16 protein-coding genes are annotated in these 16961 nt (G+C 69.1%); 8 read left to right on the forward strand and 8 right to left on the reverse strand.

Features of this window, described 5'->3' with window-relative positions; translation table 11 throughout:
- Window positions 1-23: 23 nt before the first annotated feature.
- Together ACODT0_RS30995 and ACODT0_RS31000 are read right to left on the reverse strand one after the other, a co-directional pair.
- Complete coding sequence (locus ACODT0_RS30995) at window positions 24-1754, reverse strand: ABC transporter permease (protein ID WP_413764953.1); 1731 nt, start codon at window positions 1752-1754, stop codon at window positions 24-26.
- The gene (locus tag ACODT0_RS31000; RefSeq protein ID WP_489043028.1) at window positions 1738-2781 is read right to left on the reverse strand and encodes an ABC transporter substrate-binding protein; all 1044 of its coding nucleotides are present in this window, start codon (window positions 2779-2781) and stop codon (window positions 1738-1740) included. The genes ACODT0_RS30995 and ACODT0_RS31000 overlap by 17 nt, the downstream gene beginning before the upstream one ends.
- 125 nt (window positions 2782-2906) lie before the next feature.
- Here ACODT0_RS31000 and ACODT0_RS31005 point away from each other — a divergent pair, with 125 nt between their 5' ends.
- From ACODT0_RS31005 to ACODT0_RS31015, 3 genes are read left to right on the forward strand one after another with little or no spacing between them, the layout of a single operon-like run.
- Window positions 2907-3890 (forward strand): quinone oxidoreductase family protein, encoded by a 984-nt coding sequence (locus tag ACODT0_RS31005; RefSeq protein ID WP_489043029.1) that lies wholly within the window; start codon window positions 2907-2909, stop codon window positions 3888-3890.
- 17 nt (window positions 3891-3907) lie between these two features.
- On the forward strand, window positions 3908-4669 hold the full coding sequence (locus tag ACODT0_RS31010; protein ID WP_489043030.1) for a glutathione S-transferase family protein: 762 nt from the start codon (window positions 3908-3910) through the stop codon (window positions 4667-4669).
- 49 nt (window positions 4670-4718) lie between these two features.
- A complete protein-coding gene (locus tag ACODT0_RS31015; RefSeq protein WP_489043031.1) occupies window positions 4719-5402 on the forward strand; it encodes a GntR family transcriptional regulator in 684 nt (227 codons plus the stop codon).
- A 358-nt stretch (window positions 5403-5760) separates the two neighbouring features.
- On the opposite strand, the gene ACODT0_RS31020 is transcribed toward ACODT0_RS31015, so the two are convergent.
- From ACODT0_RS31020 to ACODT0_RS31040, 5 genes are read right to left on the reverse strand one after another with little or no spacing between them, the layout of a single operon-like run.
- Complete coding sequence (locus ACODT0_RS31020; protein ID WP_489043032.1) at window positions 5761-6612, reverse strand: GntR family transcriptional regulator; 852 nt, start codon at window positions 6610-6612, stop codon at window positions 5761-5763.
- Between the two features lie 52 nt (window positions 6613-6664).
- A complete protein-coding gene (locus tag ACODT0_RS31025; protein WP_203207946.1) occupies window positions 6665-7171 on the reverse strand; it encodes a MaoC family dehydratase in 507 nt (168 codons plus the stop codon).
- Window positions 7168-8289 carry a CaiB/BaiF CoA transferase family protein gene (locus tag ACODT0_RS31030; protein ID WP_489043033.1) on the reverse strand — a complete coding sequence of 374 codons (1122 nt, stop codon included), beginning with the start codon at window positions 8287-8289 and terminating at the stop codon, window positions 7168-7170. The genes ACODT0_RS31025 and ACODT0_RS31030 overlap by 4 nt, the downstream gene beginning before the upstream one ends.
- Window positions 8286-9491: a CaiB/BaiF CoA transferase family protein gene (locus ACODT0_RS31035; protein WP_489043034.1), complete on the reverse strand. Its 1206-nt coding sequence runs from the start codon at window positions 9489-9491 to the stop codon at window positions 8286-8288. Before ACODT0_RS31035 ends, ACODT0_RS31030 begins: the two co-directional genes overlap by 4 nt.
- 43 nt (window positions 9492-9534) lie before the next feature.
- Window positions 9535-10713, reverse strand: coding sequence for an acyl-CoA dehydrogenase family protein (locus tag ACODT0_RS31040; protein ID WP_489043035.1), 1179 nt, complete (start codon window positions 10711-10713; stop codon window positions 9535-9537).
- Window positions 10714-10907: 194 nt separating this feature from the next.
- Here ACODT0_RS31040 and ACODT0_RS31045 point away from each other — a divergent pair, with 194 nt between their 5' ends.
- From ACODT0_RS31045 to ACODT0_RS31055, 3 genes are read left to right on the forward strand one after another with little or no spacing between them, the layout of a single operon-like run.
- A complete protein-coding gene (locus ACODT0_RS31045; RefSeq protein ID WP_203207950.1) occupies window positions 10908-11435 on the forward strand; it encodes a cupin domain-containing protein in 528 nt (175 codons plus the stop codon).
- Between the two features lie 45 nt (window positions 11436-11480).
- Window positions 11481-12455 (forward strand): tripartite tricarboxylate transporter substrate binding protein, encoded by a 975-nt coding sequence (locus tag ACODT0_RS31050; RefSeq protein WP_489043036.1) that lies wholly within the window; start codon window positions 11481-11483, stop codon window positions 12453-12455.
- Window positions 12456-12462: 7 nt separating this feature from the next.
- Window positions 12463-13383 (forward strand): amidohydrolase family protein, encoded by a 921-nt coding sequence (locus ACODT0_RS31055; RefSeq protein WP_489043037.1) that lies wholly within the window; start codon window positions 12463-12465, stop codon window positions 13381-13383.
- A 30-nt stretch (window positions 13384-13413) separates the two neighbouring features.
- Here ACODT0_RS31055 and ACODT0_RS31060 read toward each other — a convergent pair whose 3' ends face one another.
- A complete protein-coding gene (locus tag ACODT0_RS31060) occupies window positions 13414-14253 on the reverse strand; it encodes an HpcH/HpaI aldolase/citrate lyase family protein (protein WP_489043038.1) in 840 nt (279 codons plus the stop codon).
- 190 nt (window positions 14254-14443) lie between these two features.
- Here ACODT0_RS31060 and ACODT0_RS31065 point away from each other — a divergent pair, with 190 nt between their 5' ends.
- Entirely contained in the window at window positions 14444-15424 is a 981-nt protein-coding gene (locus ACODT0_RS31065) for a Bug family tripartite tricarboxylate transporter substrate binding protein (protein ID WP_489043039.1), read from the forward strand.
- A gap of 47 nt (window positions 15425-15471) precedes the next feature.
- Window positions 15472-16959 (forward strand): aldehyde dehydrogenase, encoded by a 1488-nt coding sequence (locus ACODT0_RS31070; protein WP_422098521.1) that lies wholly within the window; start codon window positions 15472-15474, stop codon window positions 16957-16959.
- Window positions 16960-16961 lie beyond the last annotated feature (2 nt).

Raw genomic sequence — 16961 nt, forward strand, 5'->3', positions numbered from 1 at the left:
TTCTCTTTTGTGTGCATGCGGGTTCAGGAGCGGCGCAGCATGAAGTCGCGGCCCGCGAGCCTCATGCCGATTCCCACGACGATGGTCACGATCACCACCAGCACCACGCCCATCGCGGCGAGCGTCTCGTAGTTGCCCTGTTCGCTGAGGTCGAGCGTCAGCACCGACACCACACGCGATTCGGGACCGGTGAGGAAGACCGCGGTCGACAGCTCCTTCGTGCAGATGACGAACACCAGGATGAAGGCCCCCACCAGCGTCTTCTTGAGCAGCGGCGCCACCACCTGCGTGAGCACCGTGAGGCGTCCGCCGCCGAGGATGCGCACCGCCTCCTCGAGCTCCGGGTTGAGTGCGCGCACGCCGGCCGAACTCGCCGCCACCGAGATCGGCAGGAAGCGCGTTGTGAAGGCGATCACGATCAGCACGCCCATGCCGTAGAGGCTGAAAGGCGGCCCGGCATAGGCCGCATACAGGCCGATGGCCAGGATCAACCCCGGGACGGCCACCGGTGCCAGCGCCATGAACTGCACGAAGGTGGGAAAAGGGGTGATGCGCCGCTGCGTGGCGTAGGCGATGCAGATGCCCATGCCCACGCACACCAGCGCGGTGGCGCCGGAGTACAGCACGGTGTTGAGGATGGCCGCGCGCACGGTCAGCTGCTCGAAGAAGATGCTGTGGAAGTTCGCCAGCGTCAGGTTGTCCAGCGACAGCCCGCGGCCCCAGGCCTTGGACAGCGACGCCAGGATCAGGATGGCCAGCGGCAGGATCACCGTGAGCAGCGCGACCAGCACCGAATAGCCCAGCAGCAGCCACTTCCACGAGCCGATGTCGAAGGGCCGGCGCTCGCCGCCCTTGCCCGACACCGACACGTAACCGCGGCGCGCGAGCAGCTTGCGCTGCAGCATCAGCAGCACGATGGTCAACAGCAGGATCGGCATCGAAAAGGCCGCGGCGCGCTCGACCTGCAGCGGATACTGGAAGAACGACACGATCTGCGTCGTCGCGAGGTTGATGCGCGCCGGAATCGCGATCAGCGCCGGCGTTCCGTAGAGCGCGATCGCCTCGAGAAAGATCAGGATCGCCGCGCCCACGATCGAGGGCAGCACCAGCGGCAGCGTCACCCGTGCCATGGTCTGGAACTTGCCGGCGCCATGGATCGATGCCGCATCCTCGAGCTCGGTCGATACCAGGTCGAGCGCCGACTTCGTGAACACGTAGATCAGCGGGTAGGTGTACAGCGCGATGACGAAGGCCAGGCCCCAGAAGCTGAAGATGTTGAACGGCCCCTTGGCGGTGCCCAGGAGCTCGACCACCAGTCGGTTGAGCCAACCCGCGTTCGGGCCCGCGAGCAGGATCCAGGCGATGGCGCCGAGGAAGTTGGGCATCACGAAGGCCGCGAGCACGCTCAGGTGCGTGAAGCCTCGGCCCGGCATGTTGGTGCGCGAGACCGCGAGCGCCAGCGGCACGCCCAGCAGCAACGCCAGCGCGGTGACCGCCGCGCCGAGATAGAGCGAATTGAGCAGCGCCTGCAGGTTGCGGCTGCGGCCGAGTGCCTGGGCATAGCTCTGCAGCGACCATTGGCCCTCGGCGGTATGGAAGCTGTCCCACACCAGCCGCAGGATCGGGTTGGCCACCAGCAGCAACAGCACCGCGATCAGCACGGCGAAGAACCAGATCGCCGGGTCGCCCAGGCGATGCGGCGTGCGGCGCGCCACCGGCAGCGCGAGAACGGCGGCCTTAGACACCGAAGGCATCCCGCCAGAGCTCGATCACCTTGGGAATCTGCGCCACCATCTGCGGCGGCGTGGGCGCCAGCAGCGGGCTCGCGTCGCTCAGGCCGAGCACGCCGGGCGCGGGCTTGGCATTGGCGCGCAGCGGCACGCTGAATTCCTCGACCGAGATGCGCTCAGTGTCCTCGCTACCGAGCAGCCATTCCATGAACAGCCGCGAGGCGTTCGGCCGCCGGGTGTTGGCCATGATCGCCGATGGCGAAAGGATCAGCACCGGGCCCTCTTTCGGCGCCAGCGTGGCCACGGGGTTGCCGCGCGAGGCCGAGCGCGCAGCCAGGCTCATCGGGCCGGCCGAGATCGACGCCTCGCCGGAGATCACGGTGGTCACCGCATCGATGGTGGAGCGGCTCACGTGCGCCTTGGCGGCCGCGAGCTTGGCGAACCAGCCCTCTCCGAAGAGCTTGCGCATCTCGATGCACCAGGCGCCTGCCGCGCCGCTGTAGGCCGGGTGCGCCACAAGCGCGGCACCGCTCCACTTCGCATCGAGCAGGTCGTTCCAGCTCTTGGGCGCGGCTGCGGCCTGCACCTTCTGCGTGTTGTAGATCAGGCCCATCATGAAACAGCTGGAAGCGTGAAAGTACGCATCCGGGTCCATGTTCTGCACCCGCTTGTCCTGCCGCGCGACCGCGGCCGGCAGGTACTTCAGCAGCAGGTTGCGGCCCTTGAGGTCGACGTAGTGCGCCAGATCGGTGGAAGTGAACACGTCGCAGTTGGGCGTGCCGGCTTTCAGGTCCTGGTTCAGGCGCTGGAACGCCACCTGGGCGGTGGTGCGCACGACGTTGACCTTCACGCCCGGATAGCGGGTGCTGAAAGTTCGACCCATCTTCTCGGCCACCTCGGAGGTCTGCGGGACCGTGTACCAGGTGAGCTCGCCCTCCTTGCGCGCCGCCTCGTGCAGCGTGGCCAGGTTGATGGGCTGGGCTCGCACGACATAGGGGGTGGCCAAGGCACCGGCGGCCAGGAGGCCGAACTCTCGTCTGCGCAACTGCATGGATGTCTCCTTGAATCGGGACCGATCGGCGTCGGTCAACAAAGTATGCACAACATCAAACAATAAATACACTAGGTGTTTGTATGAATCCATTGATCGCAATCGCGGCCGTCTAATCGCGGTCCATGACACAAAGCGTCGCCATTCACATCCATCGCCACGGCGATGCCGAGGTCCTGTCGGACACCGTGGTCGAGGTGCCGCCGCCTGCCGCGGGCGAGCTGCAGATCCGCCAGAGCGCCATCGGGCTGAACTTCGCCGACATCTACCAACGCCGCGGCTCGCACGGCCCGCATGCGGCGACCCCGTTCCCGATCACGCTGGGCGCTCAGGGCGCAGGCGTGGTCGAGGCGATCGGCGCGGGCGCGACCGGTTTCGCGCGCGGGCAGGCGGTGGCGTACGTCCATGCCGGCGCCTACCAGGTGACGCGCAACCTCCCGGCGCACCGCGTGGTGCCGCTGCCAGACACCGTGTCGCAGGAACTGGCCGGCGCCACCTTGCTGCGCGGTCTCACCGCCGAATACCTGCTGCGACGGCTGCACGTGGTGCGACCCGGCCAGACCGTGCTCGTGCATGCGGCCGCCGGCGGCATGGGCGTGATCCTGTCGCAATGGGCGCGCGCGCTCGGCGCGACCGTGATCGGCACCGTGGGCTCGCCCGAGAAGGCGCGCGTCGCGCTTTCGCACGGCTGCCACCATGCGATCGACTACCGCCGCGAAGACTTCGCGGCACGCACCCTGGCGCTCACCGGTGGCGCGGGCGTCGACGTGGTCTACGACGCGGTCGGCAAGGACGTCTTCCTGCCCTCGCTGCAGTGCACGCGTCCGCGCGGCATCGTGATCAGCTACGGCACCGCCTCGGGCGACGTCGAGGCCTTCGACCTGCAGCTGCTCCACGCGAAGTCGCTGAGCGTGTGCCGCCCGACCCTGCGCAGCTTCATCGCCGATCCCCAGGAACTGCGCGATGCGGCGCGGGCCTTTTTCGGCGCCCTGACCGAGGGCCAGGTGCGGCTGGAGATCGGTCACCGCTATGCGCTGGCCGACGTGCGACGCGCCCACCGCGAACTCGAGGGCCGCGCCACCACCGGCGCGACCGTGCTCATTCCCTGAACGAGAGGACGACCACCATGCGACTTTTTCATGCCTGGCTGTCCAGCGCCTCGCGCCGCGTGCGCCTGTGCCTGGCCGAGAAGCAGATCGACTATGACAGCGTTGCCGTCGATCTCGGCAAGCAGGAGCAGCACGCGCCCGCATTTCTCGCGATGAACCCGAACGGCGTGGTGCCCGCGCTGGAGATCGCGCCCGGTCGCTTTCTTCACGAGAGCTCGACCATCTGCGAGTTCCTCGACGACATCCAGCCCACGCCGCCCCTGCGTCCCGTCGACCCCTACGCGCTCGCCCAGTTGCGCAACTTCGTGCGCTGGACCGACGAGAAGGCGTTGCCCAATTTGCTGATCCTCAACTGGAGCCTGATGCTGCAGCCGATGGCCCGGCAGTGGAGCGACGAGGAACTGCAGCAGAAGATCGCCCGCATCCCCACGGCCGAGCGGCGCGAGGCCTGGGTCCGGATCGCGCGCCAGCCCTATTCCGACGAGGAGAAGGCCGAGGCCCGGCGCAAGCTGCTGCTGCTCGTCGACAAAATGGAGGCCATGCTCGCACCTTCGGCCTGGCTGATCGGCGAGCACTATTCGCTGGCCGACATCGCGGCCGTGCCCTTCATCGCCCGCATCGCCGAGATCGCACCCGAGGCGCTCGATGCGTCAGCCAGCCCGCGCGTGCACGGATGGTGGGAGGCTGTGCGGCAACGGCCGGCCTTCGCGGCCGCGCGGCTGCAGGCCTTCGGCGAGGTGCTCCAGCAACGCGAACACGCCAGCACGGCCGGCCACTGAAGCGAGACCGACCCACCAGGCCCGCGTACTATCATCCGGGCGACACAACATGGCCACCACTTCCCGCGTCAACCTCAGCGACAAGATTCGCGAAGCCCTCGAGGACGAGATCGTTTCCGGCAAGCTCTACGCCGGCTGCCGGCTCGACGAGCAGGAACTGATGGAGCGCTTCAACGTCTCGCGCACCCCCGCGCGCGAAGCGCTGCAGCAGCTGGCGACCGCTGGCCTGGTCGACATCGTGCCGCGGCACGGCGCCGTGGTCGCGACGCTCTCGCTCACGGAGTACGTCGCGATGCTCGAGATGCTCACCGAGCTGGAAGGCCTGGCCGCACGCCTGTCGGCGCGCCGCATGCCCGCGGCGCTGCGCAAGGACCTCGAGGCCTCGATCCGGGCCTGCGAGGAGGCCGCGGCCCAGGACGACCCGGTTGCCTACGAGCGCGCCAACCGCTGGTTCCACGAGACCGTCTACGACGGCAGCCTCAACGAGGTGCTCGCACGCCAGTTGCGGCTCATGCGCCTGCGCATGGGGCACCCACAGCGCTCGCTGTTCGACCGGCCCAACCGAGTACGCAACTCGCTGGCTGAGCATCGCACGATCGTGGAGGCGATCCTGGACGGCGACGAGGACGGTGCCGATCGCGCGATGTCGATACACATTTCCAGCGGTGGAAATGTGTATGTCGATGCGGTCGCCAAGGGCGCATCAAAAAAGCACGCCATTCCCTCCGCTTAGAGCCGCCGCGACGACCAGATCGCAGGCGAAGGGGTATCGCGTTTCAGTTTGCCGCACCGCCAACATACGACTCCCGTAGTGCGTTCCTGCAGCGTCCCCAAGAAGAGGCCCGACGCCGCAAACGCGTGAGGCTCGAGACGGAACTAGCGCGGCTAGAAACCCAGATGGATGCAAACCTGAAGAGTTGAGCGACGACGGAGCTGCCGCTGCGGCCAAGCTTAGAGGGCCGCGCCGACCCAGCAGAAGACTGTAAATCCAGCTTACAAGTTCGCCAAAAGGGCAGGCGGCTGGTTCCGCGCACAGCGCGCTTCGCTCCGGTCGGCGCGCGGCACGCAGTTCCGCCAGTGGGCGTGCATCCTCAAGCCCTGCGCAACTTCATGTTGAACCTGAACTTCTCCGCCGGATAGAGGTTCACCGAGACTTCAGCCACCTGGTCCGAGGACGTGCGGTAGGTGCGGCGCACCTCCACCACGCTCGATGCGGGGTCCACATCGAGCCCCGCGGCGACTTGAGCCGGCACCGTGCGCACGCGCAGGCTCTGCTCCACGTCCACCAGCCGCTCGCCGTACATGTCCTCGATGAGCTGCCAGATGGGACCGCTGCGGCGCGGCAGGAGCCGTTCGACACCGGCGAACTCCGCGGCGACGAAAACCTCGGTCCAGCAAACCGGCGGCGTGTCCGCGGCCTCGGTAGCCTGGGCCAGCCGGAAACCCTGTAGACGCAGCCAGCTGCGCTTCTCCGGCAACGGCAGCTCGTCGGGCGAGACCTGATGGCTCTCGATGACCTCGGCACGGTCCACCACGTAGCGGCTCTCGGCCGCGTACGCGATCAGCTCGTCGATGGAGGCGACCTGGTGCACGTTGAACGGCGTGCTCGGTGGCGGCGCCATGACCGTGGTGCCCGAGCCCTGGCGCGAAGACACCAGGCCGTCGGCGCGCAATTGCTGCAAGGCCACGCGCACCGTATGGCGGCTCACGGCGAAGCGCTCGCACAGTTCTTCCTCGGTGGGCAGTTGCACGCCGACGCGGAAGACGCCCTTGATGATGTCCTCGCGCAGCGCCTGCACCAACTGGCGCCACAGCGGCTCGCCGGACGTGCCGGCCAGGCGGGTGGGCTGCGGGCCGCGCTGGCCGGCACCCTGCGCCTGGGGCGACTTCTTGCGGGTGGCGGCAGCCCCTCGGGCAGGGGCGGACTTCTTCGGAGTGGGCATGCCGCGATTCTGCATCACCCCCCGCGGGCCCGAGCCCGCGCCGCCGGGGCCCTCAGTCGTCCAGCGCGTGGCCGCGCTTGGGCACCAGCACGCTGCGCTCGAAGCTGATCACCTCGGTGCCGTCGGCCTTGCGGCCCACGGTCCGCACCGTCACGATGCCCTGCGTCGGACGGCTCGCGGACTCGCGCGTGGCCAGCACGGTGGACTCGGCGTAGAGCGTGTCGCCGCAGAATACGGGCGCGGTCAGCTTGATGTCGTTCCAGCCCAGGTTGCCAATCGCCTTCTGGCTCACGTCGCTCACGCTCATGCCCACCACGATCGACAGCGTGAGGCAGCTGTTGACCAGCGCGCGTCCGAACTCCGACTTCGCCGCGTACTCGTTGTCGAAGTGCAGCGGGTGGGTGTTCATGGTGAGCAGCGTGAACCAGATGTTGTCGTTCTCGGTCACGGTGCGGCCGGGCCGGTGCTCGTACACGTGGCCCACCTCGAAGTCCTCGAAGTGGCGGCCGAAGCTTTCGCGGAAGCGGCCGGGCTGGATCTCGATGGCGGTGCGGGTCATGGATGGGGTTCCTCGGAAAACAGTTCGTGGCGGTGCTGGTCGAGCGCGGGCGCATCGAGATCGATGACCGCGGGTTCGTCCAGGAATCGGATCGGGCTGGCGACATGGGGCCGGCCCTCGGCGTCGCGCAGCACCATGCCGCGCGCGAGCAGTTGCGCATCGGCGAAGGCTTCGGGCAAGGTGTTCACCGCGCCGAAGCAGACATCGAGCGCACCCAGGCGCTGCTCCCACTCGGCACGCGTGGCCTGCCGGAAGGCATCGGCCAGGAAGTCCATCACCGGCTGCTGGTGCGCACCCGGCCCGCGCAGCACCAGTGGTGCGAGGTCCGCACGGCCGAGCGCGCCCAGCAGCGCGTGGATGAACTTCGGCTCCTGCCCGGCCAGCGCGATGTGCCGGCCGTCCCGTGTCTCGTAGAGCCGGTAGAAGGCGCTGCCCCCGGTGGTTCGCTCCAGCTTCGGATCGGGCTGCCGTCCTTCGGCGAAGGTGGGGCCGGTGACGTTGCGCAGCGCGGCCGCCATGCAGTCGAGCATCGCGATGTCGATGCGATCGCCGCGCCCCGTGCGCTCGCGCCGCAGCAGTGCCATCAACACCCCCGACAGGCCCTGGAGCCCGGCGAGCAGGTCGGCCACCGGCAGGGCGGGAATCGCGGGCGAGCCGTCGGCACCGAGGTTCAGGCTCAATGCGCCGCTGAGCGCCTCCACGGCCAGGTCGTGCGCCGGCCGGGCCGCGCAGGGCCCGTCCTGGCCGAACGCGCTGATCGAGCAGTACACGAGCCGGGGGTTGCGCTCGCGCAGGGTCTCGGCGTCCATCCCCAGCCGTTGCGCGACGCCCGGACGGAAGGACTCGATGAACACGTCCGCGCTGTCGGCCAGCTGCAGCAGCCGCGCGCGCCCCGCTTCGGTCTTCAGGTCGAGCACCACGCTCTTCTTGCCGCGATTGAGGTTGCGGAAGAACACGGTGTGGGGACCGTCGGCCAGGCCGATGTGCCGCCCCGGGTCGCCTTCGCCGGGCTGCTCGACCTTGATCACCTCGGCGCCGTGATCCGCCATCTCCAGGCTCAGGTAGGGGCCGGGCAGGAAGTTGCTCAGGTCGACGACGCGAATGCCTGCCAGCTTCATGCCAGGTCCTCCTGCACGGGTTTCGCGACGGACGAGAGCACCGCCTCCGTGTCCGCGCCCAGCGCGGCGCAGGGCCGCAGCACGGGGCGACGGCCATCGAACTTCAGCGGATTGGCCAGCATCCGCAGGCGCGCCCGGGCCGGATGGTCGAGCTCGGCCAGCATCCCGCTTTCGGCGAAGAAGTCCGAATGCAGCGCCTCGTCCAGGCTGCGCACCGGCGCCACCGGCAGCACGCCCTGGAGCTTTTGCAGCCAATGGGCCGTGTCGTGGGTGCGAAAGTGCGTATCGAGCATTCCGGTCAGCAGGCCGCGGTGGCGATTGCGCGATTCGGCGTCGGCGAACTCCGGCATCTCGCCCAGCGCGGGCTGGCCGAGCGCGGCCACCAGGGCTTCCCAGAACTTCTGCGTCATGCACATGACGAAGATCCAGCCGTCAGCCGTCGGGAAGGTCTGCACCGGTGCGAGCGAATAGTGGCCGCTGCGAGGCTGCCGCTGCGCCACGTGGTCCTCGTTGAGCAACCAGGTCGCCGCGTAGCCGAGCTGGTGCAGCGTGACGTCGAACAGGCTCGTGTCGACATCGCAGCCCTGCCCCGTCTCGCGCGCCCGCAGCAGCGCGGCCAGCAGGCCGACCATCGCGGTGATCCCCGTCATGTGGTCGACGATCGAGGGCGCGCCCACGCGCGCCGGCGGCGTGTCGGGCTCGCCGGTCAGGTGCATCAGGCCGGTCTCGGCCTGCATCAGGTAGTCGTAGCCCGGCCATGCGGCGCGGCTGTTGTCGCGGCCGTAAGCGGAGATATGGGCACAGACGATGGCCGGCTTGATCAGGCCCAGCGTCTCGTGGTCCAGGCCCAGGCGCGCCGGCAGGTCGCCGCGCAGGTTGTTGAGCACGACGTCGGCATCGCGCACCAGCGCTTCGAAGGCGGCGCGTCCTTCGGGCGACTTGATGTCCAGCGCCACGCTGCGCTTGTTGCTGTTCCAGCCCTGGAAGTACTGGCTGTCGTCCGGCCCGAGCATGTAGGGGCCGGTCTGTCGCGAGGGATCCCCGCGGTTTGCGGGATTCTCGATCTTGATCACCTCGGCACCCAGGTGCGCGAGGAACATCGTGCCGTAGGGACCCGCGCCGAATTGTTCGACCGCCAGGATCCGCACGCCGGCCAGGGGCTGGTCGGAAGGGCGCCGCGCGGGCTGAGTTCGCGCGTTCATCGTGGAGACTCCGCGCTGGTCGCCCGGGAAAAATCTCGGCGGCTCATGCAACCGGGTTCCTCTTGACCCACTGCTTCGCGATGATGATGCGCTGCATCTCGTTCGTGCCTTCGCCGATGCAGGTCAGCGGCGCATCGCGGTACAGGCGCTCGATGTCGTACTCCTTCGAGTAGCCGTAGGCGCCGTGGATGCGCATCGACTCGATGCTGTTCTCCAGCGCGGCCTCGGACGAGAAGTACTTCGCCATGCCCGCTTCCATGTCGCAGCGCTCGCCCCGGTCGAAGCTCGCCGCGGCATCGAGCGTGAGCAGCCGCGCCGCGCGCGCGCGGGTGGCCATCTCGCCGAGCTTGAGCGCGATCGCCTGGTGCTCGGCGATCGGCTTGCCGAAGGTCTTGCGGACCTGCGCGTACTCGGTCGCCAGGCGCAAGGCACCCTCGGCGATGCCCACGCCGCGTGAGGCGACGTTGATGCGCCCCAGCTCGAGCCCGCCGGTGGCCTGGTAGAAGCCCTGGCCTTCGACACCCCCGATCAGATGCTCGGCCGACAGGCGGAACCCATCGGCCACCAGTTCGCCGCTGTCGATCGACTTGTAGCCCAGCTTGGGCAGCTTGCGGCTGCTGAAGAAGCCCTCGCCCTTCGGCGCGATGAACAGGCTCATGCCCGCATGGCGCGGCTGCGACTGCGGATCGGTCTTCACGAGCAGCGCGAAGCAGGAGCCCTCGACCGAGTTCGTGATCCAGGTCTTGGTGCCGTTGATGAGGTAGTGGTCGCCCTCGCGGCGCGCGGTCATGCGGATGCCCTGCAGATCGGTGCCGGCGTCGGGCTCGGTCAGCGCCAGCCCTCCGCGCACTTCTCCGGAGGCCAGCTTCGGCAGCCACAGGGCCTTCTGCTGCGGCGTGCCGAACTTCTCGATCGCCAGCGCCAGCATCAGGTGCGAGTTGAAGATGCCGGTGACCGCCATCCACACCGACGAGATGCGCATCACGATCTTCGCGTAGGTGCTCGCGGGCAGGCCCAGCCCGCCGTAGTCGGTCGAGACGGTAGCGCCGAACAGGCCGAGCGCCTTCATCTCCTCGACGATGTGATGCGGATAGGTGTCGGCGTGATCGTGTTCGCGCACGACTTCGGGCGTGAGCGAGCGCTCCACCCAGCGATCGATGGCGGCAAGAAGCTCGGCCTCTTCGGCCGGGTCGATGGTGCGCAGGTTGCGGTGCAGGTCCATTCGGTCTCTTTCTTAATATGTACGTACAACTATATTTGGACCTTCACCCTCCTGTCAACGAATCGCGTGCATTCGATTTCATTGTTTCTCTCATTGAAATCCGTACGGGAAAACCCGAAAGCGCGCCCAGGGCATGATCGTTAGTATTCACTGTTGTACGTACAACATGAAGCAATGACCCCGAAAGGATTCCGATGAACGACCTGGCCGCCATCCACGCCTCCGCCAGCGACGACGCAGCCCGCCTGCGCTTCTCGATGCGCAACCTGCCGCTGCTCGAAGGCGGCGCCACCATGGAGCTTCTCGGCCTGTCGCCGATGCTGTGGGCCCACTCGAAGGTCTATTCGTCCGGCGGGGAGAACGCGCTCCACAGCCACGACATCGAGGACCATGTCTTCCTGATCCTGCAAGGCGAAGCGACCTTCAACTTCGGCGACGGCAGCACCACGCAGGTCAGGGCCTTCGAAGGCGTGACCGTGCCGCGCGGCACGCGCTACTCGTTCCAGGCGAACGAGGCCGGCGGCAACCTGGTGATGTTCCGGGTCGGCGCGGCGCTGGTGAAGGACTCGTCCGAGCTCGACCCCAAGTTCGCCATTCCGCGCGAGGCGCTGCAAAGCCGCCGCGATCCTTCGGGCGGCTACGCCGCCGGCGACGCGCGCAAGAACGGCGCCGCCTCGCAGCCCACCGTCTTCAAGGCGGGCGCCTTCTTCGCGCCCGACTGAAGCGTCGCGGCACCGCACACCCCAGCAACCACCGGAGACATCCTCATGCAACGCAGAACCTTGCTGCGCGGCGCGGCCGCGGCCGTCGCGGCGCAGGCCGCGCAGTCCTTCGCGCAATCCTCGGCGCAGGGCTATCCCAACCACGCCGTCACCCTCATTGTTCCCTACGCCGCCGGCGGCAACGCCGACCTGACGGCGCGCCTGTTCGGCGATGCGCTCGGCAAGACGCTGGGGCAACCCGTGGTGGTGGACAACCGCGCGGGCGGGGGCGGCGCGATCGGCGCCAACGTGGTCGTCAACGCGCGCCCCGACGGCTACACGCTGCTGTTCTCCGCGCCCAGCGTGTTCTCGGTCACGCCGCACCTGGTGAAGGTCAACTACAGCACCGCGAGCGTGCGCCCGGTGTGCCTGGTCAGCAAGACGCCGCTGGTGCTGGTGGTCAAGAAGGGCAGCCGCTACAAGTCGCTGGCCGATGTGGTCACGGCCGCCAAGGCTGCGCCGGCAGGCGTCGCCATGGGCTACAGCGGCCTGGGCACGCCCAACCACCTGGCGATGCTGAACCTCGAGGCCGTGGCCCAGGTGCGCTTCAATGGCATTCCCTACAAGGGCTCGGGCCCGATGCTGCAGGACATGCTGGCCGGCCAGATCGAGGTCGGCGCCGACCAGATCTCGACCTCCAGGCCCTACATCGAGTCGGGCGACCTGATCCCCCTGGCGGTGTTCGGATCGAAGCTGGAGACCCTGCCCGAAGTGCCCTCCGTGTCCACGCTCGGCAAGGAGCCCTTCGACGTCACGACCTATCTCGGCATCGCCGCGCCCAGCGCGACGCCCGATGCACTGGTGGCCGCACTGCAGAAGGCCGCCGGCACCGCGCTGCAGGACGCCCGCTTCACCACCGGCATGGCCAAGCTGGGCGCGCTGGTGCAAGGCGGCAGCGGTGCCGACTACGAGCGCCTGATGCGCACCGAGAACGAGTTCATGGCGCAGATGGTGGCTTCCGGCCGGGTCAAGCAGGAGTGATGCACGCATGAATGCAGCCCACGCCCCGGCGCCGCATGCCGGACAACCCGGCCATGCGGCGCGCGCCCCCGACGACATCGACCCGCCACCGGATCCGGCACCCCACCCGCCGCGCGGCTTTCGGCTGCCGGCCGGCGCGGTCGACACCCATGCCCACGTGATCGGCCGCGAGTACATCGCCGGTCGCAGCTACACGCCGCGGCCCGCCCCCGCATCCGACTATCTGCGCATGCTCGACGCCACCGGCATGCAGTACGGCGTGCTGGTCCAGGTCAGCGTGCACGGCAGCGACAACACGCTGCTGCTGCAGGCCTTGCGCGAGCAGCCCGGGCGCCTGCGCGGCATCGCGGTCGCGCCGCACGACCTCGCGCACGCCGAGTGGGAGACGCTCGCGGCGGCCGGCGTGGTGGGCCTGCGGTTGAACACCACCACCGGCGGCGGCGTGGGCGTGGCGGCGCTGGCCGAATACGAGGCGGTGTGCCTCGAGTTCGGCTGGCACCTGCAGTTCCTGGTCGAGTCGCGCCGCCTGCCCGAACTGGCGCCCGGCATCTCGCGCCTGCGCGTGCCGGCCGTGTTCGACCACATGGGCTACGTGCACGCCGGCCAGGGCCGTGGCGTCGAGGGACACACGCTGCGCGCGCTGGTGCGCGACGGCGCCTGGGTCAAGCTGTCGGGCGCGTTCCGCAATTCCGAAGCCGGGCCGCCCTACGACGACACCCTCGAGTTCACCGCGGCCCTGGCCGAAGCCGGACCGCAACGCTGCGTCTGGGGATCGGACTGGCCGCATGTGAGTTTCCGCGGGCGCATGCCCAACCCGGGCGACCTGCTCGATGTGCTCGGCCGCGCCGTGCCCGACGCGCAACGGCGCGACGCCATCCTCGCGACCAATGCGCAGCGGCTCTACGGCTTCACGCCACCCGCGGCATAGCAAGGCGCGCGAAGCTGCGCCGCGCCCCGCTCATGTGCGGGCCCTGGACAGCAGACTTCGCGCACGCTCGATGACGGGGCGATCCACCATCTCGTTGCGATAGCGGATCGCTCCCGCGCCACCGCCGGCCGCCTCCACCGCCTGCATCACGCCGTGCGCCCATTCCAGGGCGGCCGCATCCGGGGCAAAGGCTTCGCGCACCGGCGCGATCTGTGCCGGGTGGATGCACAGCTTGGCGCCGAAGCCCAGCCGCCGCGCGCGCACACCGTCCGCATGGATGCGGGCCAGGTCGCTCGTCGACAGGGTCACGCCATCGACGGGGGCGCCGATGCCGGCCAGGCGCGAGGCCAGCACGAGCTCCGAACGCGCGAACAGCAAGGCTTCGTCATCGCCCTCGATGCCGAGGTCCTGCTGGAAATCCACGGAGCCGAACACCAATCGCAGCACGCCCGGCGCCCGCGCCAGTTCACGCGCGGCGGCAAGGCCGCGCGCCGACTCGACGATCGGCAACAGCGCTGCGTCGTGCGGCATCGCCGCGCGCACGCGCGAGAGGTCTTGCGCGCTGCACGCCTTCGGCAGCATCGCCGCGGCCACGCGGGGCAGCGACAGCAGCGCCAGGTCCTGCTCGAAATGCGGCGTGTCGGCCGCGTTGATGCGCACGCAGACGCGCGCGCCCGGCGCGCCCAGCGCCTCGCGCAACTGCTCGCGCGCGCCGCGCTTCGCGACTTCGGCCACGGCGTCCTCGAGGTCGACGATCACCGCGTCGGCCCCGCTGGCAAGCGCCTTCGCGAGGCGCTCGGGGCGATCCGCCGGCACGAACAGCCAGGCGCACGCGGCCGCGAAGGAAGCATTCAGGTGTTCTTGGTTCATTCTCATATTGTACGTACAACCATGAAAATCTGTGAATTGGCGCTATCGCTCTTCAGGGATTTCCACTAGCAGTGGTTGACTTCCAGTTGTCCGTACACGATGATTTATTTGTTCGTACAACTTTGCATGACCACCGGATCGCGCGGCACCCGCGCAGACCGCCCTCACACCCGCCGCCCCGGAGCAACCCATGCCTTTCCTGGAACCCTCTCGCCGAAGCGCGCTGCTGTTCGCGCTGTGCATCGCCTGCGGTCCGTGGCATGGCCTCGCCGCGGCCGAGCCGGCCTTTCCCTCGAAACCGATCCGCGTGATCGTGGCCTTCGGCCCTGGCAGCGGCGGCGACAACCTGGCGCGGCTGCTGGGCCAGTACCTGCAGCCCGAGCTCGACACGCCGGTGGTGATCGAGAACAAGGTGGGCGCGCTGGGCCAGATCGCCACGATCGCGCTCGCACGGGCCACGCCCGATGGCTACACGCTGGGCATGGGCAGCTCCTCCACGCATTCGACCGCGCCCTTTCTCACGCGCAACCTGCCCTACGACCCGGTGCGGGACTTCACCGCCGTCGGCGGACTCAACAACTACACCTTCGTGCTGCTGGTGAATGCAAGCGCCCCGGATCGCGACGTGCCGGGGTTGGTGGCGCGGCTGCGAGCTAAGGGCAGCGCGTTCTATGGCTACGGCAACGCCTCCGGCCGCGTGGGCGGCGCGCATTTCCGCCGCGTCGCGGAATTCGCCGCGACCGAGGTGGCCTACAAGAGTTCGCCCGAGGCCCTCACCGACCTGGCGGCGGGACGGGTCGACTTCCTCTTCACCGACTGGGGCTCCGCCCGGCCCTTCGTCGAATCGGGACGGCTGCGCGCCCTCGGCGTGATGGCGAACGCGCGCTCGCCGATCCTGCCCGAGCTGCCCGCGGTCGGCGAACGCTATCCGGGCTTCGACTTCGACAACTGGGGCGGGCTGCTCGCCCCCGCGGGCACGCCGGCGGCGGTCGTCGCCACGCTCAACACCGCCTTGCTGCGCGTGCTCGGCAAGCCCGAGGTGCGGCAGCGCATGGCGGCCATGGGCCTCGAGGTGCGCCCCGGCAGCCCGGCCGAACTCGCCGCGCTGGTCCAGGCACAGCAGCGCGCCTGGGGCGCGGCCATCCAGGCCGCCGGCCTCCAGCCCGAATGAGCGGGCCGCCCCCGAACCCTTTCAACCATCACGCCGAAAGAAGCTTCATGCAGACCGAGACACCGCAGTTCCAGAACCACATCGCCGGCCGCGCCGAACCCGCGCGCGCCGGACGCAGCTTCACGAGCACGAACCCCGCCACCGGCGCTCCCTGGGGCCGTTTCGCCGACTCGGACGCCGACGACGTGGACCGGGCGGTGCGCGCCGCGCAAGCAGCGCTCGACGGCGAGTGGGGCCGGCTGTCGAACACCCGGCGCGGCCGTCTCCTGATGGCCTGGGGCGAGCGCATCGCCGCCCACAGCGAGGTGATCGCGCGTCTGGAATCGGCCCAGAACGGCAAGCTGCTGGCCGAGATGAAGGCGCAGGCCACCGTGGTGCGCGAGTGGCTCTACTACTTCGGCGGGCTGGCCGACAAGATCGAGGGCCGCGTGATCCCGCTCGAGCGCCAGAGCGTGCTGAACTACACGCTGCGGGAACCGCTCGGCGTGATCGGCGTGATCGTGCCCTGGAACTCGCCGACCTTCCTCACCATCATGAGTTGCGCGCCGGCGCTGGCGGCCGGCAACACGGTGGTGCTCAAGCCTTCCGAAGTCACCTCGGCCTCGGCCTTCGAACTGGTGCGCCTCGCCGAGGAGGCGGGCATCCCGCCGGGAACCCTCAACGTCGTGACCGGCGCGCGCGCGGCCGGCGAAGCGCTGGTCGACCATCCGGGCGTGGCCAAGATCTGCTTCACCGGCAGCGATGGCGCGGGCCGCGCGATCGCCGCGCGCGCCGGGGCACGGCTCGCGAGCTGCACGCTCGAGCTCGGGGGCAAGAGTCCGAACATCGTGTTCGACGACGCGCCCGTCGACAACGCCGTGGTGGGCCTGCTGTCGGGCATCTTCGCCGCCGCCGGCCAGACCTGCATCGCCGGTTCGCGCGCGTACATCCACGAGCGCATCTACGACCAGGTGGTGGAGCGGCTGGTCCAGCGCGCCCGCGCGATCCGCCTGGGCGACCCGCTCGCCGCCGACACCCAGATGGGGCCCGCCGCCACGGCGGCGCAGCTCGACAAGAACCTGTCGCTGGTCGCCAAGGCCGTGTCCGCCGGTGGCGAAGTGCTGCAGGGCGGGCGCCGCGCCACGGTGCCGGGCCTGGAGCAGGGCTACTTCTTCGAGCCGACGATCCTGCACCGGCTCGGCCGCGACAACCCGATCCTCGAGGAGGAGGTGTTCGGCCCGGTCCTCGCGGTGCTCCCCTTCTCCGACGACGACGAGGTGCTGGCCCTGGCCAACGGCAACCGCTTCGGCCTCGCCGCGGGCGTGTGGACGCGCGACCTGCGCCGCGCGCATTCGATGGCACGCAGGCTGCAGGCCGGAACGGTGTGGATCAACACCTACCGGGCGATGGCCTTCAACTCGCCCTTCGGCGGCTACAAGGACAGCGGCATCGGCCGCGTCAACGGCATGGAGTCGGTCGAGCAGTTCCTGCAGACGAAGAGCGTCTGGTGCGAGACCAGCGACGAGATCCAGGACCCCTTCGTGCTGAAGGTCTGAGC

It is taken from the genome of Variovorax sp. FG153 (genome assembly GCF_057809595.1).

What these genes read in the sequence shown, in the direction of transcription:
- ACODT0_RS30995 (WP_413764953.1), bottom strand. Translation starts at nt 1,754, where the DNA reads ATGCCTTCGGTGTCTAAGGCCGCCGTTCTCGCGCTGCCGGTGGCGCGC.
- ACODT0_RS31010 (WP_489043030.1), top strand. Translation starts at nt 3,908, where the DNA reads ATGCGACTTTTTCATGCCTGGCTGTCCAGCGCCTCGCGCCGCGTGCGC.
- ACODT0_RS31030 (WP_489043033.1), bottom strand. Translation starts at nt 8,289, where the DNA reads ATGAAGCTGGCAGGCATTCGCGTCGTCGACCTGAGCAACTTCCTGCCC.
- ACODT0_RS31055 (WP_489043037.1), top strand. Translation starts at nt 12,463, where the DNA reads ATGAATGCAGCCCACGCCCCGGCGCCGCATGCCGGACAACCCGGCCAT.
- ACODT0_RS31035 (WP_489043034.1), bottom strand. Translation starts at nt 9,491, where the DNA reads ATGAACGCGCGAACTCAGCCCGCGCGGCGCCCTTCCGACCAGCCCCTG.
- ACODT0_RS31015 (WP_489043031.1), top strand. Translation starts at nt 4,719, where the DNA reads ATGGCCACCACTTCCCGCGTCAACCTCAGCGACAAGATTCGCGAAGCC.
- ACODT0_RS31025 (WP_203207946.1), bottom strand. Translation starts at nt 7,171, where the DNA reads ATGACCCGCACCGCCATCGAGATCCAGCCCGGCCGCTTCCGCGAAAGC.
- ACODT0_RS31065 (WP_489043039.1), top strand. Translation starts at nt 14,444, where the DNA reads ATGCCTTTCCTGGAACCCTCTCGCCGAAGCGCGCTGCTGTTCGCGCTG.
- ACODT0_RS31005 (WP_489043029.1), top strand. Translation starts at nt 2,907, where the DNA reads ATGACACAAAGCGTCGCCATTCACATCCATCGCCACGGCGATGCCGAG.
- ACODT0_RS31050 (WP_489043036.1), top strand. Translation starts at nt 11,481, where the DNA reads ATGCAACGCAGAACCTTGCTGCGCGGCGCGGCCGCGGCCGTCGCGGCG.
- ACODT0_RS31045 (WP_203207950.1), top strand. Translation starts at nt 10,908, where the DNA reads ATGAACGACCTGGCCGCCATCCACGCCTCCGCCAGCGACGACGCAGCC.
- ACODT0_RS31000 (WP_489043028.1), bottom strand. Translation starts at nt 2,781, where the DNA reads ATGCAGTTGCGCAGACGAGAGTTCGGCCTCCTGGCCGCCGGTGCCTTG.
- ACODT0_RS31020 (WP_489043032.1), bottom strand. Translation starts at nt 6,612, where the DNA reads ATGCCCACTCCGAAGAAGTCCGCCCCTGCCCGAGGGGCTGCCGCCACC.
- ACODT0_RS31060 (WP_489043038.1), bottom strand. Translation starts at nt 14,253, where the DNA reads ATGAACCAAGAACACCTGAATGCTTCCTTCGCGGCCGCGTGCGCCTGG.
- ACODT0_RS31040 (WP_489043035.1), bottom strand. Translation starts at nt 10,713, where the DNA reads ATGGACCTGCACCGCAACCTGCGCACCATCGACCCGGCCGAAGAGGCC.
- ACODT0_RS31070 (WP_422098521.1), top strand. Translation starts at nt 15,472, where the DNA reads ATGCAGACCGAGACACCGCAGTTCCAGAACCACATCGCCGGCCGCGCC.